A 25,395-nucleotide genomic window follows, 5' to 3' on the forward strand; every position below is an offset into this window, starting at 1 on the left:
ATTTTGATTTCCATTTCCTATACTTTTAGTAAAATCCAATACTGCTATTGCAAAATATTTACGCGGATTAAGCAATACTATTTTCTTTATCTATTTTCTCCATATATTTTCTTAGACTTAGCGGCCTCATGTCTGTCCAAACATTTTCTATATGAGCCAAGCACTTTGCCTTGTTTCCAACTGTTCCTTCATCTACCCAGCCTGGAGCATTTGCTTTTTCTAAAGGCCAAAGCGAGTACTGTTCTTCATGATTAAGAACTACTTTATACAAACGATCTTCATCATTATAATCACTCATTTTAAATCTCCTTTTACTTTATATTTAACATAGAAAAGATTAAATTAACTGAAAAATAAAACCGGGAAAAAATCTTTCGTGTAATTTTTACTATACGTTCAGCGCGAGATTACTTGAATATTAATCTACTCATTTCAATTTCAGTAGAGCACAAGCCTTAATACTCAATCCATTATAATAAAAGAGTTAGGTAACCCAGAAAAATAATATTTTTATCGCCACTCAACATATTATATCTTTATATAAAAAGCGAAACTAACTCTTAATGCCTGTAATAAATCCAACAATCTAACGGATTCCCATAATTTTCTTTATACTAAAAACCGAATACACAGAATTAATAATAAAAACTAGAAAAATAAGGAAAATTACCTCGATACCTAAAGCGCTTGAGAGAATCAACACTGCCCACCCAAACAAAAAATTGGACATTACCCAAGAGATTAAATAGCCATATCGAAACACACTTCGGGACAGATAAGAAGACTTGGTATTATTATTTTGCCGATGCAGTCCTTTGGTGCCCCAACTACTGTCATGGCCATTACAGATTGAGTATACCCATATAAGCAACCATACCGGTGCTAACATTACCATACCCGGAACTAAAAATTTAAAATTTTTAGCAGCTTCGCGCCCTTCTAGTATACAAACGGAAATTCCGATTAAAAGGATGTAAATACATAAAAAAATTAGTACTAAACCAAAATTAACGTTAAAAAAACCAATTAAAGCAATAGCGGACATCAGAATAAAAAGCAGTTGGGATACCCCATTTAATATAAAGGCAAAACCAGAATATCGATCCAGCTTTCCTCTGATGCAAACCAAGATAGCAAGAACAGAAGAGCCTATAACGAAACCCCACAGCACATTCACCAGATGCGAGAGCCAAGTTACCTCTTGATCATTAGTTACCATTTGAAGAAGGTTTTGATAAACTAAAAATAGCATTGCAGGAAAGAACCAATCCTTAACCAACAAAAAGAACTGATATATGCTTGCCGTAAGAGCTTCAAACTTTTTCGTAAAGTTTCTCTCGTTATTAAATAGGTTTTCTCTAATTTTATTGAAAAAATTAATTCTACATGCCAGATAACTGTTACACCAGCGTCTACGCTGACGAAACAATTCCGCCCAAGACTCGCATGGGTCAGTCACCGCAACAGCAGAAGGTGAATATGTTAATTTCCAATCAGCGGTTTTGCGAACTATTATTTCGCTACATAAAACACGATCCTCAGCCATGTAAAGCATTGACTCGTGAGGGGCAAGCTCCCCCAATCCTTTAAAGTACTTGACCAATGGCCCCATGCCCTGCTGATCATAAGATATGGCATCCCATTTGATAGCACTAAGCTGTCCAGGTATCACGCTTAAATATCCGCTTTCGACTTCTGCCGGCCATTCCTGGGCCATGCATTTCATAAAAGTAAAATACTGCCAACCATTTAAAACATTAAAGGTCTCTTTCGGTCTTGGTACAACAACACTACTCGCAACAGCTGCCACGTTCTTTTCCGACTGTATCATCCAAAGCATCTCGCCAATACAATCTCGCGCCGGAACGGTTCCAACATCTATCTGAAAGCATATATCGGGAGTCAAAATTGAACAAAACACGTGGTAAAACCACCAATGAGAGTCTAGCTTTCCCGCGTTCTCCTTTTTCAATAGAAAAAGCAACTGGATCTTACTTTCATTGTTTATACGGTATAAATGAGAATCTGAGCATTTTAAACGTTCCGGATAAACTTTTTTCCAATTTTCAATAAAGCTTAAATTGCTGTCTAAATAAACAGCTAAATTTTTCCTTAAATCTTCCAAATTAAATACATTTTTAAAATAAAGTAGGTCTTTATCTATATCGAGGTTTTCAGACAAGTACAGACCAAAGAACTCTAAGAAATCGATAACCGTGTCAGGTACCCTTGCAATACCATCCGCAATAATGCAGAAAGTTATTGGGGTTCCCGGTTCAATTTTTGAAGAGAGGATAGCGTGGGCGATTGAATCAATCAGGGACTTAATCGTTGTTTGGAGTGCGATTCCAGGCTCGTTATAGATAGTAATACAGAAAACCAAACCACCTTTTATGGCATCAAAATCTAACAAGTCAATGAAAAAATGGTTTCTTGAAATTTCACCACAGGCCAAATCCTTGTTTACATTTCCTATCAGCTGACGCCCCGAAAACTCAATATCCATATCGGGCGCAAGCTCATCAAATCCAGTCATCTTATATCCTATATTAATCCTAAATTATCCTTGGGCGACGCTTAACTGTCCTGCACGCCTTCAAATCCTAGTGTTACCGCCTGAAGGTGATATACATTACCTGCCTAAAAGTAATTTTTCTACCATTTATATTGACAAAAACAATCTATTGGCGCGCTATTCATCGCGAACGCCGCCAAACGATAAAATCTTCAGTATTGATTTCCCCCTACGCTGAGACAGAAATAATTGAAGTTTTTGAGAATATTACCAATAATGAAAACGTCCCTCATGGCAGCCTAAATTAAATTTTTCGCATGATTTTTTAGTCAGACATTTCCATAATGGAGGGTTAAATTCTTCTGAAAAAACCATGGGCCGCTCTTCGCTATATTTCAGCTCACCCTTCTTCTGCCCACAAAGATACTAATATATAAATATTTTACGATTTCAGTGTATTATATTTTATTGACCCATTCCAGCCTGCCAGCGCGGCCAAAATATAATCCAATCTATTATTTGAATGTTAGGCCAACCTATTTTACTTACGAAAATTTTTCACTGATAAAAGTTCGGCGGTTGAGCGGGTGGTTCGTGCCCCAGAATAATTCAAGATAGGACGCAGTTTGTGGGAGCAGTTACGCGATGGTAATCCACTGATGCGAGTAAAACGATCTACATCCAATCGGACTACCCGCAACAGAGTGGTTTTGTAGACCGTTTTAACGGATCTTGCCGAAGAGAGTTTTTGGATCCTTAACTACTCGAATCATTGACCCAAGCCAAGGATATGGCTTGGCTTGGGTGGGTTGACTACAACAAAGAGCGAACACATTGAAGTTCGGTAAGTCCAATAGTCGATTTCTACCTTGATATCCGTAAAACGCATTTTGTGAAGTCCTCTTCATGTCCCGTCTAACCCGTAAATCGTCCGTTTCGTCGCAATTGGTTCGTAGGTTTAACTTGCGCACAGAATCCGTCTATCAACTTCGTTTAGTATCCCTCCCCCATAACACGCGCACAATATAAGGCCCTTTTAAGAGGCCATCTGGAGAGCACCGGCACAGCCGGACGATTACCTGGCATCGCTATCGGACGGTTAACACCGGCCCGATATAACGTATTTTACAAGGTAATGTCTTATGTCTTTGCTCGCCTCTTTTGCCATCGGCAAGCACTATCGATTTTTGTCCGCTTGTGTACTTGTCTGCGCCGCATTGAGTGGTTGCGGCGGGTCGTCATCCGGTGGTGATTCAACAGCTTCCAGCGTATCTTCTGCGGTATCGTCTTCATCTGTTGTTGCATCATCACTTGCGTCGTCATCAACATCCGTTGTGGCAAGTTCGAGTGTGCCAGCCGTTTCATCGGTATCGTCGAGTAATGCATCGGCTGCGGTTTCCAGTGCGGTTTCTTCGTCCTCACTTTCCGCTTCTCTGTCGAGTGAATCCTCTTCATCAACATCATCGTCATCTGCCAATCTGGTAAGTCAAAAACGCGGGCTGGCTTATGGTTATCATTCGTTAAACGACTTGGCGATGATGCAAGGTAAAGTCAGTTGGTGGTACAACTGGGCCGTTACGCCGGAATCGGCGGTGAGGGATTATTACGAAGATTATGACGTTGATTTTGTACCCATGGCCTGGAACGGTACGTTTAATGAAACCGCGTTGCGTGAATTTCTTGATGAACATCCCAGCGCAAAATACCTGCTCGGGTTTAATGAACCCAATTTTGCTGAACAAGCCAACCTTACACCGCAGCAAGCGGCGGATTTGTGGCCGCAACTGGAAGCCATTGCCGATGATTACAATTTGAAATTAGTCGCGCCAGCCGTGAATTACAGCCCCGGTAATGTCGACATCCCGGGCACCGATGATGACTGGAGCCCCTGGGAATATCTGGATGCATTTTTTGAAGCCTGTGAAGGTTGCCGCGTGGATTACATCGCCGTGCATTGCTACATGAAATATGCCGGCGCGTTTGAATGGTTTATCGGTGAGTTCGAACGTTACGATCGCCCCGTTTGGGTAACGGAATGGGCTTCCTGGGATGAGGGTGGCCCAGCAAATGTCGGCGAACAGATGGATTACCTGGCAAGCACCGTGCGTTGGATGGAAGCCAATCCCAATGTGTATCGCTACTCCTGGTTTATTGGTCGCACCGACGGCGGCCCATCGGCATTTCCCTATATTGATATTCTTGCAGGTGATGGACAGCTGAGTCCTTTGGGCGGCTTGTATACGGCAATTCCTGCGGAAGATTATCGCCACACCCTGCCCGGCCGCATTGAAGCAGAAGGCGCGCACAGTCAAACCAATTTCACCCACCGCGCAACGGCGGATACATCCGGCTATGTGAATCTGGTGGCTGCCAACAATGCCACGGCAGAGTTCAAGGTGCACGTCCCGCAAGCGGGAAATTATCTATTGAATCTGCGTGTAGCGAGTGCTGAAACCCATCCTGAGTTACGTGTGCTACTGGATGATGCACCCTTGGCGACGATCAACAATATTCAAACCGGTGGTGAACAGGTGTGGCAAACGCTGAGTGCAAACATCACCTTAAGCGCCGGTAATCATAGTCTTCAATTGGAAATACCCACCGCGAACCTCGCGATAAATTGGCTGGAAGTTTCGCCGTTGTAAGGAAGCGGTGAGATCTGACTTCTGCGTCAGATCTCGCTCACTGTTGATTCATTAAAGGGATGACAATAGATGATACGTGCCGCTTGCCTGGACGATGCCACCCACTTTTACGATACACAGCGCGTCAATCGCCCGTCTGAGTTGGTGAATACCTTCACCGACAGTTTCTACTTTGCCAAGGATTTACTTGGACGTTTTGTTTACGCCAACCAGTTATTGTTTGATTATTTTGATTTAGCCGACCCTGAAGATGCTATCGGTAAAACCGACGCGGATTTTTTTCGCGGAGAAATTACCGAGCAAATTCGGCGCGACGACCTCAGTGTCATGAGCGGTCGCGCGATGGTGAACAAACTGGAATTGATAGAAGACGGGCGCGGCGAAGTACTCTGGCTTATCACATCCAAGATTGCGCTAAAAAATCGCGATGGCCTGATCGTTGGCGTAGAAGGCGTCAGCCGCTCAGCACGTCATACTGAAATGAATATGAAGCCCTATAACGTTTTCTACGACTGTATTAATTACATGCAGAAAAATTTCAGGCAAGGCATTTATATTGAAACATTGGCGAGTATGGCGTGCATGTCGGTGAGTACCTTTGAGCGAAAATTCAAAAAACAATTTGGCTACTCTCCCAAGCAACACATCAAACGTTTACGCATACAGGAATCCTGCCGTTTATTGCGCGCCGGTCTGACCATTCAACAGGCCGCCATGGAAAGCGGTTTCTGTGATCAAAGTTACTTTACCCGTGAATTTCGCGCCATCATGGGCAAAACGCCCAAAAAATTCCAACGCGACATCACCCTCCCCTAACCAACACTCACAACCAAACCCACACCCGTAGATACCATCTCTCCGATACCACCACAAGCAACCCATCAGGCCGCTTGTGGTGAGTATGCTGTTTGATGCTTGAGCACACCGAAACACAGGTGCACCAACTTACGCATCGCCGCCCCCAGCGCCTGCATCCTTGTTTTGCCGTTGCGGATCAGGCGGTCCTGTTGCGCTTTGATCGTGGGGTTATATTGACCCGCTACAATGGCCGCCATATACAATTTCGCCCGCACCTTCGGCGAGCCTTTCTTGCTCAGAAAGCTGCGCCCACGCAAGATGCCCGATTCACGCAGAGCGGGAATAACCCCGACAAACGCCGCGCATTCACTCGCCGCCTTGAAGTCCCGGCTGCGGATGACCGACAGCATCAGACGCGATACCACCCGGCCTACACCGGGAATACTTTTTAGTAACGCCACGTCATTTTTCAAATCCGGGTGACGGTCAATGTGGTCGTCTATCTCCTGATCCACCCGATCCCGCTCCCGTTGTAATTCCACAATCATCTTGCCCAATGATTCCAGAACAATCGTTGAGGCCTGGCTGATCTGCGCCTTTTCCTGACGATTTAATTCCCGCTGCAAATCCGTCTCCAGCGCCTCTAACCGGGCCAGCAGGGCCTTTAATTCCCGAATACTTTGCGGTTCCGGCTGCCATAAACCCGGACAAGCTCGCACACCGTATAACGCCAGAACGACACTGTCTTTCTTGTCCGTCTTGTGAACACTGCCCAGGCTCCGGGCAAAGTCGCGCACATAGGCCGGATTCACCACACTCACCTTCAACCCTTGCTCAAATAGCCAATAGGCCAGCGCTTCGTGATAAACCCCGGTGGCTTCCATCACCACCTGGATATCTTCCCGTGGTTGGGCAATATGTTTATCAAGCCAGGCGACCAGGGCCATATGGCCAGCCCGATCATTGGGGAAGACTTTCGATTTAACCTTGCCGCTCTCACGGTCTTTGAGCCACAACACATCCATCTTAGCTTTACTGACATCAATACCAACGATACTCGTCATCTCTGAAATTACCCTTGTCTATGCAGCGTCACTGATACATCAGGCGCTCGGATACCATTCAATTTTTCATCGAAGAACAAGCCGGGGATGCTATCTACAGCACAGGGTGTTTCCCTCAGGTCGAATACGCATTCACCCGGCTCGGGTGTTGAAGTTGGTAGCTAATCAACTTCTTCAGAGAGATACAAGGTCGGATTAGCGCAGCGTAATCCGACAAATGTTTTCACGCCCAATTGCCGAAAATCCACCAAAAATTAGCGCAAACGTTACAAACTGCATTACACACTCAGGTGTAGTCTGGCTTTCCATTCAAGATAACAATAAACCTCTAAAGGGAAGACCATGCTACGTCAAAAAAAACTTTCAATAGTGCTTTCACAACTCATCGCCGCTGCCAGTATTGGCGGTTTAATCCACGCAGCCAATGCCCAACCGGGTAAATATGCACTGGAAGAAGTGTTGGTCACGGCGCGTAAAAAAACCGAAAACCTGCAAACCGTACCGGACACGGTGGCCGTGCTTTCCGGCGAAACCGTTGAGCGCGCCAACATCAGTGCAGCGCGCGATATCACGATGCGTATGCCCAACGTGTCTATTGTGGAATCACTTAGTCCTACGTCCACGTTTATTATCGTGCGCGGGATTTCTTCAGTGCGCAATTCGGAGCCTGCCGTGGCGGTCGTTGTTGATGGCGTTCAGGTCGGCAGTGCCTCTGAAGTGTCGCAGTCTTATTACGATGTGGAGCAAATAGAATTATTAAAAGGCCCGCAAGGTGCACTCTATGGGCGAAATGCACTGGGCGGCGCGCTGATTATTACGTCCAAAAAACCGGGCGATGATTTTACCGGCAAGGTGAATATCGGCACCGGCAGTGGCGGTTTGAAAGAGGTCTCTGCATCCTTCTCCGGGCCACTGGCAGATGACTTATTCTTTCGTGTGGCCGGCAACCAACGCACTTTTGATGGCACCATCGAAAACGAATACCTTGAGCGTGTGCTTGAACGCAACAGCCGTGGTGTAAGTGGTGATGCGCCATCAGATTCCTATATGGATTTTGAAGATAACGAAGATTTCCGCGTGCAATTATTGTGGGATCCCTCGGAATTTACCTCCTTGGATTATCGTTATTCAGAAAATAATCTTGAATCCGGGGCTATGTGGTACCGCAATATTTATCGCCTGGAAAGTAATCCTGAAGAAACCTATGAGTTTCCGATCAATTCCAACGGCAACCCCGTTGCGATTCGCGGTATCGATAGCCACACCGTGATTTTCAAACACGCATTCGATAACACGGAGTTTTCCTGGATCACCAACCACACCGACACCAACGAACGTTACGGTGTTGCCGGTGAAGTGCGCGGCAATGATCGCACCGGGAATGTCTTGTTTTTCACCCAACCCTTTGTCGAAGAATTTATTGCGCAATTGGATGATCCCGTGGATCAGGCATTTTTTAGTGCGCAGATGGCCGACCAGCTCGCGGGCAATTTTGTCGGCAGCGATCAATATTACGATGTGGAAACCCTGTCATCCGAAGCGCGTTTTTCAGGCGAACGTGATCGTTTGAGTTACGTCGCCGGTGCTTATGTCTTGTTGACGGATCGCGCTGACACGATTCGCGCAACCTGGGAAACACCTAATGGTGCGCCGTTTAATTGCACACCCGCCTACGCCGGCGGCCCGAGTGTTACGGACTTCACGTGCAACGGATTAATCAACGCGACCCAGAATGAACAGGACAATACCGCCTGGGCATTATTCGCCAGCACCGATTATCAATTGTCCGATGTGTTCACGCTGACCTTGGCAGCGCGTTACGACGAAGACCGGCGCGAAGTCACGCGCATTGATGGCCCCACTGTTGATACCAACGGCGCGGGTGTCGGCGCCTGCGATTCAGATGCCGATCCGGAAAATTGTGCGCCTGCCGGTTTAAAACTTGAAGAAACGTTTGATGCGTTTCAACCCAAAGCGTCCCTGGTTTATACACCGAATGAAGACTGGAGTTTATATACCACTTATGCACGCGGTTTCCGCAGCGGCGGTTTCAATGCCTCCGGCGCACTGCTGACTGACACTTACGACAAAGAAACGCTCGACAGCTTTGAATTCGGTTTCAAAACCACACTGCTGGATGGTCGCCTCCGCGCAAGCTCAGCGATTTTTTATCAGGATTACCAAAACGCGCAGCAATTTGAGTTCGATGGCAACACCTTTGTGCAAAGTCTTTACAACATTCCGGAAAGTACGATTTACGGCATCGAAGGCACCATTGATCTTGCGGTGACTGAGACATTGACTGCCGGTGCCGGTTTCGGCTGGATGGATTCTGAAATCGTTGAATTTGATGATGAAATCTTTAATCGAATGGAATCCGAATTATTGGCACGTACCGCCAACAGCGTAAAGTTACCCGCCGGTACGCGCGAAGCCTTTGATCACCAGTTTGAAGGCGAACACTTGCCCAACTTTGCACATCAGACTGCCAATCTGTTTTTACTACATGAATTACCCTTTGGTCGCGATAAAACCCTGATCACTCGCGTGGATTACAACTATTCCGGTGATCGTTACTGGTGGCTGGATGGTCAGGATGTGCAGGAGTCCGTCAACCTGGTGGATTCGAGCATAGCGCTGCAATTGGCGGATAACCTTGAATTCCAGTTGTGGTGCAAGAATTGTTTTGATACGGAATATGACTCTGAATACGCACCGACGGAAAAAGAGTTGTTTGGTGGCGCGGCAAAAGACGTGGCCTATCGTGCGCGGGGGATTACCTGGGGGGTTAAGGCGAAGTATGATTTTTAGGTAATTGATTGACCAGTGTCGGATTACGCTGCGCTAATCCGACCTACGGTTTTGTAGGTGTCCCACTTTTTGTTTGGTGTGGGAAACAAGGGAATAGCGCAGTATTTTTATCGCCGCTACACGCCGGTTTTCCTTGCTTCCCACTTTACTTCACTACTGCCAATTCCCACCTTTCGCTCAGCGTTAACTGTTACTGGATGATCGACTAGTACCTCAGTTATAGTCCAGTCACCGTTGACAGTGAGTTTATTCCGCGTGCAGAAAACATAACGATAAACAGCATGTTTGCAATAACCTTCTGCGTTCTTCCGGTCACGCATCAATCGATTTTTATTTCTCTTTTCGTTACGTCGTTTCGTGCTGTTACTCGTCAAGCCAGCGCTTGCGATAAAAGGGGCTTCTGTTGCGATAAGCGGGAATGAAGTTGTGGGGATTTCGCGGTTATTGGTTGGCGATTGTGATTTCATGAGAATAAGTCAGGTTAACTTGCCCGAGAAAATAAAAACCTCCTGACTTTCACCATATCGGTTGCTCAACTGACGTTCAAGGAGTTGTTTTTTAAAGGATCTGTGATTTACCTCACGAAAAACGGTGGCGGGATGGCTCTCATCCATTCGTTTCACCAACAACCGTGGTGTGTACAAACTCTGCATCCACATAATAATCATCCACATAATAACAATGGAGAACATCGATGAACTCTCTGAAGACGCTCTGGCGTGGGCGAAGCAATAGTATTGATCGCTATGCACGCTGGTTACTATCCGTTCTTGTTTTCAACCTGCTCGCCGCAACAACGGCATTTGCGCAAGCACCGGTAAGCACCGACTTTCAACGGCATGTTGTCGCGGAAGGTCTGGACTTGCCGATGGAATTTGAGATCTCCCAAGATGGTCGCGCGTTTGTGGTCGGAAAATGCGGCGCGTTTTACGCGTGGAATCTCGATGGCGGCGTGGCTTCACAGACCTCGACGGTGCCCAATGTCCGCTGTGAATTTGAAGATGGTTTGTTGAGCGTAGCGCTCGACCCCGACTTCACCAGCAACGGTTATATTTATTTCCAATACACCGCGCCCGGCAGTCTCACAAGGGTATCGCGCTATACGGTGAACGCGAACAACACGCTGAATTTAAATTCAGAGAGCATCCTGCTCGAATGGCAAACCGGTGATGAAGCTCACGGGCACATGGGCGGCGCATTGCAATTTGATACTGCTGGCAACCTGATCATCACCACCGGTGATAACAAGGCCGCCGGTGGTTATTTCCAGCCGGCTGCGCAACAAACGTCCGGTAACACCAACGATCTGCGCGGCAAGGTATTGCGTATCAGACCGACCGCCGCCGGTGGCTACACGATTCCGGCAGGCAATTTATTTACCGGCGATGCAACCCATCGGCCGGAAATTTATGCCATGGGTTTTCGTAATCCCTTCCGCCTTAACATCGACCCGCTGACCGGTTATTTGTATGTCGGCGACATCGGCCCGGACGCGTCTGCGGATAGCGCCGAGGGCCCCGGCGGGCTGGATGAGATCAATGAGATTCGCGAAGCAGGCAACTTCGGCTGGCCGTATATCATCGGCTACAACCAGCCTTATGCCGGTTTCAACCCCAACAATATTGTCAACAATTACAACCTCAACACCGGGGCCACTAACCTGCCCCCGTCCAAATCGGCGCTGTGGACCATTCGCCACCAGGCGACCATGTCTGGCCCGGTGTATCGCTTTAATGAAAGCGTCGACCACGATTTCAAATTGCCAGCGTATTACAACGGCAAGTTGATCTTCTGGGATTTCAACAGCAGCCGTTTCTTCACCATTGACCTGACCGCCAACAACAATCCGCCCATTGCTGAACCCATGCCGCTCAACACCAACGGCTTCCAGGGCGCGATTGATGCAGAACTGGACCCACGCACCCATCAGCTTTACGTGTTGCAGTGGGGTTCCGGCTGCTGTGATAAAGAGCCCTACGGTGGCGGCGCACTCTATCGCTTTGACCACATCGGCGATCGAGATAACGGCACCAATATTTCTGTGGGCAGCACCGCAAGCGCAACCTCTGCCGTCGGCGGCAACCTCGCGGCCTACGCGGTGGATGGCGACCCGGAGACCCGGTGGGAAAGTGCCGCGTCTGATCCGCAAACACTCAATATTGAACTGCAACAGGCATCCACCATCGGCAGCATTGTCATTACCTGGGAAAATGCCTACAGCTCGCGTTACGTGATTGAAGGTTCTATGGATGGCACTAATTGGGATGTGCTGGTGAACAACACCGACGGCCACGGCGGAACCGAGTTTCACTTGATCGACTCGACCACCGAATACCGCTTCATTCGCCTGACCGGCACTGAGCGTGGCACGGGCTACGGTCATTCCATTTATGAATTCGAAATCTTCGCCGGTGGCGATGAAGAACCACCGGAAGAGCTGACCGAGTTCGCTTACCTGAATATGCCGCACACGCTGGATACGCAATTTACCGGCGTACCGCGCCTGCTGTCACAAACCGGCGTGTTCAGCAACACCGCCAATATGACACCGAGCGAAAACCTCTTGCCGTTTGAGCCCAACGCCAAACTTTGGTCCGACCGCGCCGACAAACTGCGCTGGATCTCCATCCCCGCTGACAAAACGATTAACTGGCACGCGCGGGATAACTGGACCTATCCGCAAGGCACTGTCGCGGTTAAACATTTCGAATTGCCTTTGAACGCTAACAACCCGGCCCAGACCAAACGCCTGGAAACCCGGCTGATTGTGGTGCAGGCCGATGGCAATATTTACGGTGTGACCTACAAATGGCGCGCGGACAACAGCGATGCTGACCTGCTGATGGCCGGTGCGACGGAGAACATCAATATCACCGCCGCAGACGGCTCCACCTGGACGCAAACCTGGGCTTACCCGAGCCCGACGGAATGTACCGATTGCCACAATGCTGAATCCAGCAAGATTCTGGGCCTCAGCACGCGGCAGTTGAACAAGAACTTCGCCTACCCCGGTGCGGGCACGCAGAACCAGTTGGTCCATTGGAACAACCGCAACCTGTTCAGCCCCGCGTTTACCAACAGCCAGGTCTCGGGCTTCGACAAGATGGTGGATATCTCCGATACCAGCGCCTCACTGGAGCAACGCGTGAAGTCCTACATCGACGCTAACTGCGCCCACTGCCACGGTGTCGGTAAAGGCGGTTCGCAATGGGATGCGCGCTACAACACGCCGCTGAACCAGATGCAAATCGTCAACGCCAACACCACCGGTATTCGTAATTACCTGAACGATTACGGTATTGATAATGCCAAGGTAGTCGCGGCCGGCGCACCGGAGGAATCTATCCTTTACATCCGCGATAAGAGCGTCGACCCGAATGACCGTATGCCACCCATTGGCCGCGCCCTAGAGCATGGCGAATACATCCAGGTATTGGAACAGTGGATCGACAGTTTGTCGGGCGATGAGCCGGAAGAACCTGTGGGCGAAGAATTGCTGTCGCTCAACAAACCCGTGACAGTCTCCAGCTACGAAGGCGGTTTCACTGGCCAAAGTGCCGTGGACGGAAGTGCAACGACGCGCTGGGGCAGCGAGTTTGAAGATCCGCAGTGGATTCGTATCGACCTGGAAGCCGCCTACCGCATCAACCGCATTGTGCTGACCTGGGAAGCAGCCTACGGCAGTGCCTATGTGATTGAAGGTTCAACCGACGGCAACACCTGGTCCAACATCGTGACCCGGACCAATGGCACCGGCGGTACAGAAACCTTTGACGACTTGTCAGGCACCTACCGTTATATCCGCCTCACCGGCACCCAGCGCGCTACCGTGTGGGGCTATTCATTGTTTGAGTTTGAAGTCTGGGGCGGCACCTCCGCACCTACGCCGACCATTAATGTACTAGCGCCCACCGCCGGGCAGACTTATACCCAAGGTCAGCCAGTAAACCTGCAGGTAGGTATTTCTGATGCAAACTGGTTCAGCAATGGCGGCAGTTTCCGCTACATCCTGGACAGCAATAATCCGGTGGAAGTGATCAGCGGCACCACCATCAGCCTGGGTGCCCTGGCGGTCGGCCAGCACAGTGTTCAGGTGCAACTGCTGAATGCGTCCGGCGCCTTAACCGGCACCGCCCGAACCGTGCAGTTTACGGTTGACCCGGGTGCACCGGCAGAACCTGAGTTATTGTCCACCGGTAAGACGGTCACTACGTCCGACATTGAGGGCGATTACGTGGGCAGCAACGCGGTGGATGGCAATATGAATACCCGTTGGAGCAGCGCCCACAGCGACAACCAATTTATCCAGATTGATCTGGGTGAAAGCATGACCATCACCCGCATCCTGCTGGAATGGGAAGGGGCCTACGGCAGCGGCTACCGTATTGAGGTTTCCGACAACGGCAGCAGCTGGACGCAAATCTATAACACCACCACCGGCAATGGCGGTACAGATGATTTAATCGTGAATGGCCAGGGCCGCTACGTGCGCCTGACCGGTACTGCACGCGCAACGCCCTGGGGCTATTCGCTGTGGGAATTCCAAGTCTGGGGTACTGAACCGGGCGGCACCGACCCAACGCCGACACCGCAAATCAGCATCACCGCACCGGCAGCGGGCCAGCAGTATCAGCAAGGCACAGCGGTGAACCTGCAAGTAGCGATCTCCGACAGTGACTGGTTTGCCGATGGTGGTCGTTATCGCTACTCGCTGGATGGCGGCGCTGCGGTGACTGTCACTAATGGCAACCCCGTGAACCTGGGCGCGTTGTCAGTCGGTAACCACAGCGTGCAGGTCACACTCGTCAACAATCAGGGCCAGACCGTGGGCACCAGCAGTTCGGCCAGCTTCTCGGTGCGGGAATCCGGCGGCAGTACGCCAGACACCCCTGCCCCGGCCAAACTCATCCCGGTCGGCAGTAGCGCGTCAACTTCAGTCGGTGGTAATACAGCTGCTGGCGGCTTCGATGGCAACCGCGCCACCCGTTGGGAAAGCGAATCCGCTGACCCGCAGTACTTGCAGGCCGATATGGGCGAAAGCGTTTACCTGAGCCGTATGCGCCTGGATTGGGAGGGCGCCTATGCGCGGGCCTACAGCATCCAGATCTCTGCAACGGGCGGTAGCTGGCAGACCATCTACGAAACCGACAATGGCATTGGCGGCGTGGTGGATCTTGCGCTGGATGGCCAACAAGGCCGTTATATCCGCATCTACGGTACCCAGCGCGGTACGGGTTACGGTTACTCGCTGTATGACGTGGATATATACGGCATCCCCGCCGACGCGGGTGTGGCCTTTATCAACGTCGTGTCACCCAGTGCCGGCCAAGCCATTGCGGAAGATCAGAATGTCAGCTTGCAGGTCAGCATTACCGACAGCAGCTGGTTGTCCAGCGGTGGTAGTTACCGCTACTCATTGGACGGCAATGCGCCGGTGACTTTAGCCAGTCTGACGCCAGTGAACCTCGGCATCTTGCCCACCGGTCGCCACACCCTGCGCGTCAGCCTGTTGGATGATGGCGGTAACGAAGTCGGTATTCCGCGTACCCGTGAATTTACGGTCAGCTGCGGCGACAACTGCCCCAATGTGCTGGTGTTCTCCAAAACCTCCGGCTTCCGCCACGGTTCGATCGAGGCCGGTAACGCTATGGTGCAGGATATTGCCGACACCTACGGTTTCGATATCACCTTTAGTGAAGATTCCAGCCTGTTCACCACCGCCAACCTGGCGCAATACAGCACCATCGTATTTATGAACACCACCGGCGATATCTTCAATACCAGCCAGGAAACGGCCTTCCGTTCCTACATCGAAAACGGCGGCGGTTTTGTCGGATTACATTCGGCGGCCGACACCGAACACGATTGGACCTGGTATACCGATACGCTGCTGGGCGGAGCTGAATTTATTCACCACGGTGATGGTATCCCGCAAGCGCGCGTGGAGATCGAGCAGCCCGGTGACGTGCTGGTTAATCACATCGGCAGCGAATGGACTATCGGTGATGAGTGGTATTTCTGGCGAGATAATCCACGCAATGTGGGTAACATTGAAGTACTCGCCAATCTGGATCGTTCAAGTTACAACTCGAATTATCCAGTGGAAGATCATCCTGTGATCTTCAAAAATACCGTGGGCGCCGGTCGTGCGTTTTACACTGCCATGGGCCACGTGGATGCCAACTTCTCTGATCCAAAAATGATCGAGATGATTCGCAAGGCTATTGAATGGACATCGGCGGATTAATCCGCCGATAGCCCGCAAAAAAACCTGAAGTTCTCACAACAATGTCCCCCTTCTTTTCTTAACGAAAGAAGGGGTGACCATTCCCTTCAACATCCATTACACTCCACGCCGCTGCAAAAAATTTTGTCGCAGCGCGCCATATGACTGCAGACATACCCTTAACGAGTGAAGAGACGCATTATGAGATTTTCGCCACTGCTGCCCATTGCCCTGACCATGGCGTCAGCACCACTGTATGCCCAACAGCTCCAGGAACCATTACAGGAACAACTCATTGTGACTGGCACCTATAGCCCGCTCACAACGACGCAAGTGTCATCGACTGTCAGTGTGATTGATCGCGCGACAATTACCCAACTTAACAAAACCAATCTTGCTGATGTTTTACAAACGGTTCCGGGCGTTCTCGTCGAGCGTCAGGGCGGTCCCGGTGGTTTAACTGTTGCCTCGATTCGCGGCGGTGAATCCAACTACACCATGGTGATGGTTGACGGTGTTGCCATGAACGATCCCGGCAATACACGCGGCGGTGCATTTGATCTTGGCAACATCAATGTGGATTCCATCGAGCGCATTGAAATTGTGAGTGGTCCACAATCAGCAATTTACGGCGCCGATGCTTTGGCTGGCGTAATCAATATTATTACCTTGCGCCCGCAGGAGGGTCATCAGCAAACCCTGTCTGCTGCCGGCGGCGATGAAGGCTATCAACAAATCGGTTTAGGCGCGTCCGGTAAAACCGAACAATTCGATTACTCACTGCAATTCCGCGCACGCGATAGCGGCGAGCCGGTGGAAGGCAGTGAAGCAGAAGACAACGAAGCCAACCTGCGTTTAGGTTGGCAACCCAACGACGCGCATTATATTGCCGTAAGTTACCGTTATTTTGACGGCGAGCGCAGTAGTTATCCTGAACAAAGTGGCGGTCCTTTGTTTGCAACATCACCCGACCTGGATTTCACCGATTACACCGACGAAAGCGCCGCACTTACCTGGCAATATCAGGTCACGGAATTCTGGAAAAGCCAGGTACAAGCAACACGCTATCAGCGTGAAGAAGATTACGAATCACCCGGCATTGCACCTTATATGGCCGTGCCCGCCAACGGCGCGCAGACTGAATTCACGCGCGATCAAATGTCCTGGATTAACACCCTCGGTCAGCAAGGAAAATTCTGGGCTAACCTCGGCGTAGAACAGCGTAAAGAAGATGGCGACAGTCGCGGTTATCTCGATATCGGCTTCCCCTTCCCCACCGACTTCTCTCTTGAACGCACCACCGACAGCGGTTTTGTCGATCTGAATGCACAAGTTAACGAACGCTTGTTGTTACAAGGCAGTGTGCGCTACGACGACCCGGAAAATTTTGACAGCCAGACGTCTACCAAAGTCGGTTTACGTTTTGCGCTTACCGATGCAGTAACCCTGCGTTCAAGCTTCGGCGAAGGCTACAAATTGCCGAGCTTTTTTGCGTTAGGTCATCCCTTGGTCGGCAACCCGGCATTGCAACCGGAAAAAGCGGAAAGTTGGGATGTGGGCATTGAATGGCAAGTGAATGATCAACTATTTAGCAGCGTAAATTATTTTGACAACGCCTACCGCGACGCCATCGATTTCGACAGCGAATTATTTACCAACGTCAACCGCGATCGCGTCGACACCAGCGGCGTGGAATGGCAAGCCCAGTGGCAAAGCATCGATGGCCGCGTCGGTGTACGCACTCATGCGACCTATACGGATATTGATGTGAAAGACAGCGTCTCCATCCTCACCGGCCGTCCACAAGCCCGCGCCGGTGTAACGGTAAACTGGCAAGTGAATGACAGCTGGAATACGTCAGTGGATTACCAATGGGTCGACGAACAATTCGCCAGCAGCCAACACACCGGCGACACCGTGTTTGAGAAACTGGATGAATATCATCGCGTGGATGCGAATGTATTCTGGAATATCAACGAGGTGGTGAAAGCGAATTTCACGCTGGAAAATGTGCTGGACGAGGAATATCAAACTGCCGTTGGCTTCCCTGCTCCCGGTGTATTGTGGCGAGTGGGTTTGCGCTGGCAGTTGGCTAATTAAATAATGTAATGACACCGGCTATTGCGGTGAATCCTGCTTATTGCCGCGTACCAGATGCACCGGCAAAGGATTGCCGCGATAGCCGTTGTAATAATAAGAAACCCCGTTACCGAAATGTACGGTCTGCGCATGCTCCGGATATTTTTCGTAAGCGGAAACTGACCAGTAAGGTGAGGCTAGAGTATTAGAAAAATACGGCTTTATTTCGGAAGACTGCTGCAAGCTATACAACTGCTTTAACTCATCAATGGTTGGCACACGCCAATCGGTGAAGCCACATAACGTATCGTTATTAGCTGCTTTTACCAACGCATTCCAATCATCAAAAGCAATGCTCCCGACCTTATCAGCACCCACACCACCCCAACGAAAAATTTTATCTTTATCGTGCAGACTGTCGTCGTCTGCTTTTAATTCCCATACCAAACTGGTTTGATGATCTTGCAGGCAGCGCGCTGCGGTTGATGTCGGCTCACCCTCAGCACTCAATGAAATATAAAAATCTGCTGACACCTTTTTCTCCGTATCGGCGAACAGATACTGCGGTATTACAGTAATAACCATTGCAGCCATGACAACAGCCTGTTTTGTAGCGCTAATTTTTTTCATGATTGATAGTCCGATGTGATAATTGACTGCAAGAAATCATAACCCAAGCAAATGGTTACTGCTATTTAAACACTAAATGTATTTAGGTCGCTCAGTGGAATGTGCAGCCTTTTATCTTCGGCAAACGCATTGAGTAAGTAATCCAGGGTCACTCGCACACGTGGAGCAATCAATGCACGGTGGGGATACTGCATGACCAGCTCATAGCTGCCCGGATTGTGGATGCCAGGCAACAACACATTCAAATCACCTGACACCAGATGCGCCCATGCGTGATGCACACCAACTTGTGCAATACCGATACCGGCCAGCGCCGCCCGCACCAGCGACTCGGGCTCGGAGAGTGTCAGCACAGCGGCACATGGATCAATGGAAGTCGAACCGCCATCAGCGGTGTGAAAATTCCATGGTGATAATCGTCCTCCTAAAAATTTTCGGGCAATTAATTTATGACGAACAAGATCTTGTGGGGTACGAGGAATACCGCGCTGGGACAAATAGGCTGGCGTCGCCACCAGCACCATATTCAGACGGCAGATAGGGCGTGATATCAGCGCCGAATCGGTAATCACGCCACCTCTGACGGCGATATCGTAACCCTCCTGCACAAAGTCAATCATGCGATCATCAAAATCTACTTCCACTGACAATTCTGGATACCGCGCTAATAGACCCGGCAATATCGGCATGATTTGCTCGCGACCAAAAGCAACACTACTTGCAATACGAATACGCCCACTTGGCGCCTGTTGGCGGGAGGCCACCGCTTCGACTGCAGTATCCAGGGCAGCCAAGGCAATGCGCGCCTGCTCCAGGAAAGCAGCCCCCTCATCTGTCAGGCTAAGTGTGCGCGTTGTTCGGTTCATCAAACGCACACCCAAACTCTGCTCCAGGCTTGCCACATTTTTACTGACTGCCGCCGAGCTAATTCCCAATACCCGCGCCGCAGCGGCGAAGCTCCCCGCATCTGCTGCCTGGATAAATGACAGGATTGCCCGTACACGTTTAGATGAGCTCATAGTAGAGCGCCTTTAAGGTTGGTTAGGGAGTGCCGCTCATTATCAACCTTAGGTTATGCAATCATCAACCAATCATCGACTTATGGTTTCTAATAATGTGGATTATTATCAGCCGACTCACCCGGCAGCTATCACTCTGGAATTTAGCGATGAAAACACTTTTGACATTCGTGCTTGCGGGCATCTTGAACAGTTCAATTACTGCGTACGCATTAGACGTAACTGAGACCAAAGGGCTGGCCTATTACATCTCTGAGTTTGAGGTGACCGATACCGAGGGGATAAAGCCCTATAGCGCCCAGGTTACTGCCAGCTTTCAACCTTATGGCGGACGTTATATGGTGCGCGGAGGCAAAATTACATCGCTGGAAGGCAAACAGGATAAGCGAATGGTGATTATCGCCTTTGACAGCCTCGAACAAGCCAAAGCCTGGTATTACTCCGAGCGTTATCAATCCCTCATTCCGATTCGTCAGAAATCCGCCACAGCAACAGTTTATTTTGTGGAAGGGGTATCGCTGCCGCTTAATACACAAAACTCGCACTGAACCTCTTACATTTTGAATACCAGGAGATATCCATGAGACTTAATATGAACCTGCTAAAAAGCATTACTTTTTTATTGATATTGGTTTTTAGCGCATTCACACAATCGGCGTCCGAACAGCTGGTGCGGCTCTCTCGCCTGGAGATTGATCCGGCGCAGTTGGATGATTACAAAAAAGCGCTCAAGAAAGAGATTGAAGATTCCATACGGCTTGAGCCGGGGGTATTGACCCTGTATGCAGTGTTTGAAAAAAATCGGCCAAACCACCTGACCATTTTAGAGATCTACGCCGATCAGGAGGCTTATCAAGCGCACATTAAAAGCCCTCATTTTTTAAAGTACAAAGTCGGCACTCAAGCCATGGTGAAACACCTTGAACTGATTGATGGCGATGCATTGATTCCCAACCTGGGTATTAAACCCGCCCCTGCTCAAGATGAGCGCTAGTGAACCTCCAACATCTGCCTGGCCTTTTGCGCATAGAGTCCATTTGCACCGGCGATCTCCATCAAATAATCAGCCGCTCTTGCTGGTTCACCGCAAGCGCGTAAAGCAAGCGCTAAATAAAATCGAATGCGTTCGTTGGTAGCATCGTTTGCATAGAGTTGTTCCAGTTTTGCCAGTGCCGTAGCTGGATTGTCCAGCGATAATTGCAGCACCGCGAGGTCCAGGGATGTCTCCCGGTCTTCCGGGTAATGACGCAACAGTTTTGCAAAAGCCGCCTCCGCGCGTTGCTTGGCACCCAGGGCTATGTGGACCAATCCGAGATGACGCAAGGCAATATGATCATCCGGTTTAATGTGTAGTGCACGTTCTAATGCATTCTGGCAACTACCAAAGTCCTTGCGTAAAAAATAGCAGACGCCTAATTGCGCCCATGCATCTACGTCAGCAGGATTTTGCTGCAAAACTTGTTGATAGAGTTCAATCGCTTCGTCAACCCGGCCTTGGGCCGCGATAGCCGTTCCCAGTCGCACCATTAAATGTGCAGTGTGCGGACGAATTGCCAGCGCACGCAACCAACTGTATTCAGCGCGCTGAAAATTTCCTGCATGCAAACAGAATCGTCCGAGGTTGTCCCAGGCTTGCAGGTTATCCGGGGCAATATCCACCGCCTTTTCGAGGTGTGCCATCCCCTCTTCTGCCGACCCCAGGTTCATCAACACCTGACCAAGATTACTGTGAGCCATGGATAGATCCGGGTTTAAATCCAGTGCCATGCGTAAATGTAACAGCGCTTCATCCCAACGTTGGCACTGACCATAAATAAACCCCAAATTATTATGGGCAGTCGCATTCTCCGAATCCACCGTTAGCGCAGCCAGGTAAGCAGACTCTGCTGCTCTCAGGTTGCCATTTAAATGCGCTTCTACACCGGCTTTGATTTGTTCAATGGCTGTATTCATTTAGGCAATCCTCGCAACAAGTCCACGTAGTAATTGATTGGTATCGATATCCGGCACTTCAAACTCAACATCGTCCAGTGAAATATCAAAGGGTTCACCTTCGCGATAATGAATCGGCAGTCGAATACCGAAACGATAGTCGGAGCCGAAGGTATAAGACGCAAATTCCCAACGCTCGTCGTAAACACTGAAGCCCAACGCGCGCACACTGACATAGCCACCGATATCAAATGTAAAACTCGGTTGTGCATGCACCGCCACTTCCGCTTCGATATCCAGACCGGTAGCCGGCGTCCAGTCCACATGCACACCGGCTTCTGCTGCGCCTTCAATACCCAATGTGCCACCGATATCCAGGCCGCCGGTTGCGCTGGCACCGGTAATACCCAAACCGATGCCCGCGCGCACCGATAAACGCAAACCGGCATTCGCAGGAATATTTAAATGCGCATCGCCAGTGATATGCGTATCTTCTTCGTGGTCCGGGTTGTAAGTCACACCGAGGCGTAATTGATCAATAACGCCGGGACCAATACCCGCCGTAGCACTCAACCCGCCACCGATCTCCGCCACAATGCCGGGAAAAATTGGCGCCTGCACGGCAATATTGAAAATAGATTTATTGATTTCGCGCCGCGCAAAAATTTCCAACTCATCGGGCAAACCAATTTCACCGGTTACAGTAATTTCACCGTTTGGTGAAAACTGTATACCGGCTGTTGCTTGTAACCAGGGCGCGAGTTGCAAGGAAAGCGAACCGCCGCCGTAAACAATCAAGGGATTATCTGGCTCGGCGGTTTCCGTAAGTGTTTGACCATCTTCGCTCACGCTGCGATTCGTAACACCGGCATTGACGCGACCGGATAACATACCGCGCGAATAATCGGCTTCGATTTCGGCGGTGAAGGCGCCGTCGTTGTAGCTGACGATGAGGTTTGAATTGATCCCCGGAATATCCGGTTGCGCTTCACCGGTTGCACTGAGCGCATAACCGGTACCATCAGGTCGTTCACTCAGCGTGACACTGATAGAACCACCGCGGATACCGGGAGCGTCCGGTGACAAATTAAATGTGCCTCCAATGGAAAAGCCGGCTTCTTCCGATTGTGTAATTTCAATCGTGCCGCTTTCAACACCGGGAATATCCAGCGTTGCGTCACCGCGCGCGGAAAAACCGTCACCTTCGGAATAATTGACATCAATGGTTGCCGAGGTAACGCCTGGTACTTTTCCTTCCGGAATTGTAATGGTGCCGCCCATGCTCCATTGTTCGTTGGCGTAGCCCATGCGGACCTGGGCTGTGGTGCCTTCGCCGAAAATACGCTCATCAAATGAGAATTGACCATTTAATGCAAAGCCTTGTTCGGTTGACAAACTGGCTTGTATCTCTCCGTCACCGATATTAGTAATTCCGAATTTCAACAACCCATCTACACCAAGCCCACGAGACCCCATGAATGCTGTAATAGATGATTGCTGAATTTCAAAGGGAGCAGGAATATCAATTTCTTCGAAATCAAATGTCTTCTGCAAACGAACATCACTACCGTCGATAACCAAATCAATATCAGCATCCGATAATATGGGAATGGATGGTAGTAATTTTCCTCCTCCAACAAACCCTCTGGCGGGGTCTATATCAAGCTCATCAATCCTGACCGGGCTTAAACCTGGTAATCTGAGGCTCTGAAACACACCACCAGACCCCATGTTGCGAGCACCTGTCAATGTCGGACGTTTATCCAGTGCCCAGCATTTATATGTGCCAGCATTCTCCATTCCCGGAACGGGACGAAAGTGAAATGTAAGGCCAGAATAAGATGCCTGAAGCGAACGATTATCGCTGCTCTTGTATGCATCTACCGTCAAGGTTGCATGATTTTCATCGTTTGCGTCCACGGTCAACGCGCTGCTTGTTTCGACCCTTGGCCAAATCTCAACGGTCTGACCAGCAGTCTGTGGGGCCCTTACTCCAATCCCGCCATTAGGTGAGGTATAAAGTAAAGGTCGCCTGGGATCTCCAAACCGTGTTAGTTCTCTATCGGTGAGCGCCGTGAATTGATTTAAATGTTGACCTTGATTGAACTGGGTTGTTGACCAATATCTATCTGAATTCTCTACATCACCCAAGTCATAACGAACCAGATTAAATTGAATTGTATAGTTATCTCTAATACGAGATGTATTAGCAGAAATTCTTGCACTTCCACCACCTATCACACCTCGATAGTAAGGACTCGTAAAAACAGAAACTGCTTCGCTTATCTCATTGCTAATCTGTCTTGATATTTGTGAACCCGAACTACCATTCGCACCGGCATCCAATAGTTCGTAATTTGTTATATCGTTTTCGCCGCCGAGTTGATCCTCCCTACAATGATCAACCTGAAAGGATCGAACTTGCTGTCTTGCGTCCCAGAATGGAAATATCGCTTTTTCTTTTAACTGAGCTCTGTTACCAAAAAGCATCAGTTGAGGATTTCTCGTTCCCTTAAAAAAATATATTTCCTCTCCACCTGCGTCGGAAACGCCACCTCTTCTTCTAGCCTCGTTAATTTTGTCTTCAACTTTGGAATCCATGAGCGGACTAAAGTGATCCCCCCACTTGGTTCTCTGGTCTGTTGGGCGGGCATGGGCCTCCCGGGAAACCGGGACTGTATGAAGCGCCCTGTGCCTTCTTTTAAAATTTGGAATCCTGACTTCCGGCATATGGAGCTGTTTAGGTGATGGCGTCGCTATGTATTTATATCTCTTTCCTTCCTTTGAAAATTCAAAAGGGCCGGAACTTTGTTCCGGTTCAATAGGCGTTACCCCTGGCGGAGGAGAATGGCTACCTGATGTTCCATTCGTGCGATATATCTTCCTGCTGACCCCTTTTTGCTGCTGCACAACATGCGTCAACTCATGAGCAAGCAGTTTCCTCCCAGCTTCTGTCGTAGGCGCGTATTCGCCGGCGGCGAAGAAGATGTCGTTGCCTACTGTGAAGGCGCGTGCGCTGAGTTGTTTGCATAGCGCATCGGCGTCGCCGCTGGTGTGTATGGAGACGCGGGAGAAGTCGGCGTGCAGCTTGCCTTCCATTTCCTGGCGAATATCGTCGGCCATGGGATTTCCCTGGCCGCGCAGGGATTCAATTTTTTGTTCGGTTTCGTCGGCGACGACGGGTGTTTCGGGCGATGCCGCTTCAGCATCAGTTTCCGTATTGGTGGGTTCTTCTTCCTGTCGATGGAGCTTTGCTTGCGCGGTAGTGTCCTCTTCTTCGCTGCGCATTAACTTTGGGTTGGCTTCTTCAAGGTTGTCGCGGCACAATTTGGTGCGCGCAGTTTCCGGTTCTTCGCCCATTCGGGAAATTTTTGTTTGCAGGGATTGTGGTTGCTCTGCATTATTTTCTGGTTGGGATGAACCCGGTGGTGCTGTTTCGTCGGCCACGCGTGCTACACCTTTTGGCATGCGGCTGACTTCATCGGCCACGCGGTCGGCTTCCTGTTCCTGGGTATCGCCCGGCGTGCTGACAGCCATCTTGGTTTGCAGGTAGGCTGAACGCATCACCTTGCGCTGCGCTGCCGAATCTTTTTTCTCTTCAGCCTGGCGGTGGGCCGTTTTATTATCGTGGCCACCGGATTTTCCCGAACGCTTTTTTTGTGCAAGTGTTGCCATG

Annotated in this window: 16 protein-coding genes; 7 read left to right on the forward strand and 9 right to left on the reverse strand. The window is 49.7% G+C overall.

Features of this window, described 5'->3' with window-relative positions:
* Window positions 1–67: 67 nt before the first annotated feature.
* The 3 genes from CBR65_RS03470 to CBR65_RS22415 form a co-directional block, all read right to left on the reverse strand.
* Window positions 68–298, reverse strand: a complete 231-nt coding sequence (locus CBR65_RS03470) for an MbtH family NRPS accessory protein (protein ID WP_087465557.1) — start codon at window positions 296–298, stop codon at window positions 68–70.
* 288 nt (window positions 299–586) lie between these two features.
* Window positions 587–2,536: a hypothetical protein gene (locus CBR65_RS03475; protein WP_087465558.1), complete on the reverse strand. Its 1,950-nt coding sequence runs from the start codon at window positions 2,534–2,536 to the stop codon at window positions 587–589.
* Window positions 2,537–3,692: 1,156 nt separating this feature from the next.
* A complete protein-coding gene (locus CBR65_RS22415) occupies window positions 3,693–3,992 on the reverse strand; it encodes a hypothetical protein (RefSeq protein WP_232461341.1) in 300 nt (99 codons plus the stop codon).
* Between the two features lie 22 nt (window positions 3,993–4,014).
* Between CBR65_RS22415 and CBR65_RS03480 the strand changes: the two genes are divergently transcribed.
* Both CBR65_RS03480 and CBR65_RS03485 read left to right on the forward strand, forming a co-directional pair.
* Window positions 4,015–5,160 carry a glycosyl hydrolase gene (locus tag CBR65_RS03480; RefSeq protein WP_255377177.1) on the forward strand — a complete coding sequence of 382 codons (1,146 nt, stop codon included), beginning with the start codon at window positions 4,015–4,017 and terminating at the stop codon, window positions 5,158–5,160.
* A 69-nt stretch (window positions 5,161–5,229) separates the two neighbouring features.
* Window positions 5,230–5,976 carry an AraC family transcriptional regulator gene (locus CBR65_RS03485; RefSeq protein WP_087465560.1) on the forward strand — a complete coding sequence of 249 codons (747 nt, stop codon included), beginning with the start codon at window positions 5,230–5,232 and terminating at the stop codon, window positions 5,974–5,976.
* Window positions 5,977–6,041: 65 nt separating this feature from the next.
* On the opposite strand, the gene CBR65_RS03490 is transcribed toward CBR65_RS03485, so the two are convergent.
* A complete protein-coding gene (locus CBR65_RS03490; protein ID WP_087465561.1) occupies window positions 6,042–7,022 on the reverse strand; it encodes an IS110 family transposase in 981 nt (326 codons plus the stop codon).
* Window positions 7,023–7,364: 342 nt separating this feature from the next.
* Between CBR65_RS03490 and CBR65_RS03495 the strand changes: the two genes are divergently transcribed.
* The gene (locus CBR65_RS03495) at window positions 7,365–9,833 is read left to right on the forward strand and encodes a TonB-dependent receptor (protein WP_087465562.1); all 2,469 of its coding nucleotides are present in this window, start codon (window positions 7,365–7,367) and stop codon (window positions 9,831–9,833) included.
* A 116-nt stretch (window positions 9,834–9,949) separates the two neighbouring features.
* Here the strand turns inward: CBR65_RS03495 and CBR65_RS21975 are convergent, their stop codons facing one another.
* Window positions 9,950–10,300: a hypothetical protein gene (locus CBR65_RS21975; RefSeq protein ID WP_157671961.1), complete on the reverse strand. Its 351-nt coding sequence runs from the start codon at window positions 10,298–10,300 to the stop codon at window positions 9,950–9,952.
* A 227-nt stretch (window positions 10,301–10,527) separates the two neighbouring features.
* Between CBR65_RS21975 and CBR65_RS03505 the strand changes: the two genes are divergently transcribed.
* Together CBR65_RS03505 and CBR65_RS03510 are read left to right on the forward strand one after the other, a co-directional pair.
* A complete protein-coding gene (locus CBR65_RS03505; RefSeq protein WP_087465564.1) occupies window positions 10,528–16,080 on the forward strand; it encodes a discoidin domain-containing protein in 5,553 nt (1,850 codons plus the stop codon).
* A 180-nt stretch (window positions 16,081–16,260) separates the two neighbouring features.
* Window positions 16,261–18,159, forward strand: coding sequence for a TonB-dependent siderophore receptor (locus tag CBR65_RS03510; protein ID WP_087465565.1), 1,899 nt, complete (start codon window positions 16,261–16,263; stop codon window positions 18,157–18,159).
* A gap of 18 nt (window positions 18,160–18,177) precedes the next feature.
* On the opposite strand, the gene CBR65_RS03515 is transcribed toward CBR65_RS03510, so the two are convergent.
* Window positions 18,178–18,732, reverse strand: coding sequence for a DUF1566 domain-containing protein (locus tag CBR65_RS03515; protein ID WP_157671962.1), 555 nt, complete (start codon window positions 18,730–18,732; stop codon window positions 18,178–18,180).
* Between the two features lie 101 nt (window positions 18,733–18,833).
* Window positions 18,834–19,787, reverse strand: coding sequence for a LysR family transcriptional regulator (locus CBR65_RS03520; protein WP_087465567.1), 954 nt, complete (start codon window positions 19,785–19,787; stop codon window positions 18,834–18,836).
* 95 nt (window positions 19,788–19,882) lie between these two features.
* Here CBR65_RS03520 and CBR65_RS03525 point away from each other — a divergent pair, with 95 nt between their 5' ends.
* Together CBR65_RS03525 and CBR65_RS03530 are read left to right on the forward strand one after the other, a co-directional pair.
* A complete protein-coding gene (locus CBR65_RS03525) occupies window positions 19,883–20,335 on the forward strand; it encodes a DUF1330 domain-containing protein (RefSeq protein WP_198300867.1) in 453 nt (150 codons plus the stop codon).
* Window positions 20,336–20,367: 32 nt separating this feature from the next.
* Window positions 20,368–20,781 (forward strand): putative quinol monooxygenase, encoded by a 414-nt coding sequence (locus CBR65_RS03530; RefSeq protein ID WP_087465569.1) that lies wholly within the window; start codon window positions 20,368–20,370, stop codon window positions 20,779–20,781.
* Here the strand turns inward: CBR65_RS03530 and CBR65_RS03535 are convergent.
* Both CBR65_RS03535 and CBR65_RS03540 read right to left on the reverse strand, forming a co-directional pair.
* Entirely contained in the window at window positions 20,778–21,740 is a 963-nt protein-coding gene (locus CBR65_RS03535; protein ID WP_087465570.1) for a lipopolysaccharide assembly protein LapB, read from the reverse strand. The genes CBR65_RS03530 and CBR65_RS03535 overlap by 4 nt on opposite strands.
* The gene (locus CBR65_RS03540; protein ID WP_087465571.1) at window positions 21,741–25,394 is read right to left on the reverse strand and encodes a DUF4157 domain-containing protein; all 3,654 of its coding nucleotides are present in this window, start codon (window positions 25,392–25,394) and stop codon (window positions 21,741–21,743) included.
* Window position 25,395 lies beyond the last annotated feature (1 nt).

Origin of the sequence: Cellvibrio sp. PSBB006, from assembly GCF_002162135.1 — a bacterium.
Classification (GTDB): domain Bacteria; phylum Pseudomonadota; class Gammaproteobacteria; order Pseudomonadales; family Cellvibrionaceae; genus Cellvibrio.

Coding starts and splice junctions, on each gene's coding strand:
- CBR65_RS03520 (WP_087465567.1), bottom strand. CDS start 19,787: ATGAGCTCATCTAAACGTGTACGGGCAATCCTGTCATTTATCCAGGCA.
- CBR65_RS03510 (WP_087465565.1), top strand. CDS start 16,261: ATGAGATTTTCGCCACTGCTGCCCATTGCCCTGACCATGGCGTCAGCA.
- CBR65_RS03495 (WP_087465562.1), top strand. CDS start 7,365: ATGCTACGTCAAAAAAAACTTTCAATAGTGCTTTCACAACTCATCGCC.
- CBR65_RS03490 (WP_087465561.1), bottom strand. CDS start 7,022: ATGACGAGTATCGTTGGTATTGATGTCAGTAAAGCTAAGATGGATGTG.
- CBR65_RS03475 (WP_087465558.1), bottom strand. CDS start 2,536: ATGACTGGATTTGATGAGCTTGCGCCCGATATGGATATTGAGTTTTCG.
- CBR65_RS03505 (WP_087465564.1), top strand. CDS start 10,528: ATGAACTCTCTGAAGACGCTCTGGCGTGGGCGAAGCAATAGTATTGAT.
- CBR65_RS03530 (WP_087465569.1), top strand. CDS start 20,368: ATGAGACTTAATATGAACCTGCTAAAAAGCATTACTTTTTTATTGATA.
- CBR65_RS03485 (WP_087465560.1), top strand. CDS start 5,230: ATGATACGTGCCGCTTGCCTGGACGATGCCACCCACTTTTACGATACA.
- CBR65_RS03470 (WP_087465557.1), bottom strand. CDS start 298: ATGAGTGATTATAATGATGAAGATCGTTTGTATAAAGTAGTTCTTAAT.
- CBR65_RS03525 (WP_198300867.1), top strand. CDS start 19,883: ATGTGGATTATTATCAGCCGACTCACCCGGCAGCTATCACTCTGGAAT.
- CBR65_RS03535 (WP_087465570.1), bottom strand. CDS start 21,740: ATGAATACAGCCATTGAACAAATCAAAGCCGGTGTAGAAGCGCATTTA.
- CBR65_RS21975 (WP_157671961.1), bottom strand. CDS start 10,300: ATGAAATCACAATCGCCAACCAATAACCGCGAAATCCCCACAACTTCA.
- CBR65_RS03515 (WP_157671962.1), bottom strand. CDS start 18,732: ATGGCTGCAATGGTTATTACTGTAATACCGCAGTATCTGTTCGCCGAT.
- CBR65_RS03540 (WP_087465571.1), bottom strand. CDS start 25,394: ATGGCAACACTTGCACAAAAAAAGCGTTCGGGAAAATCCGGTGGCCAC.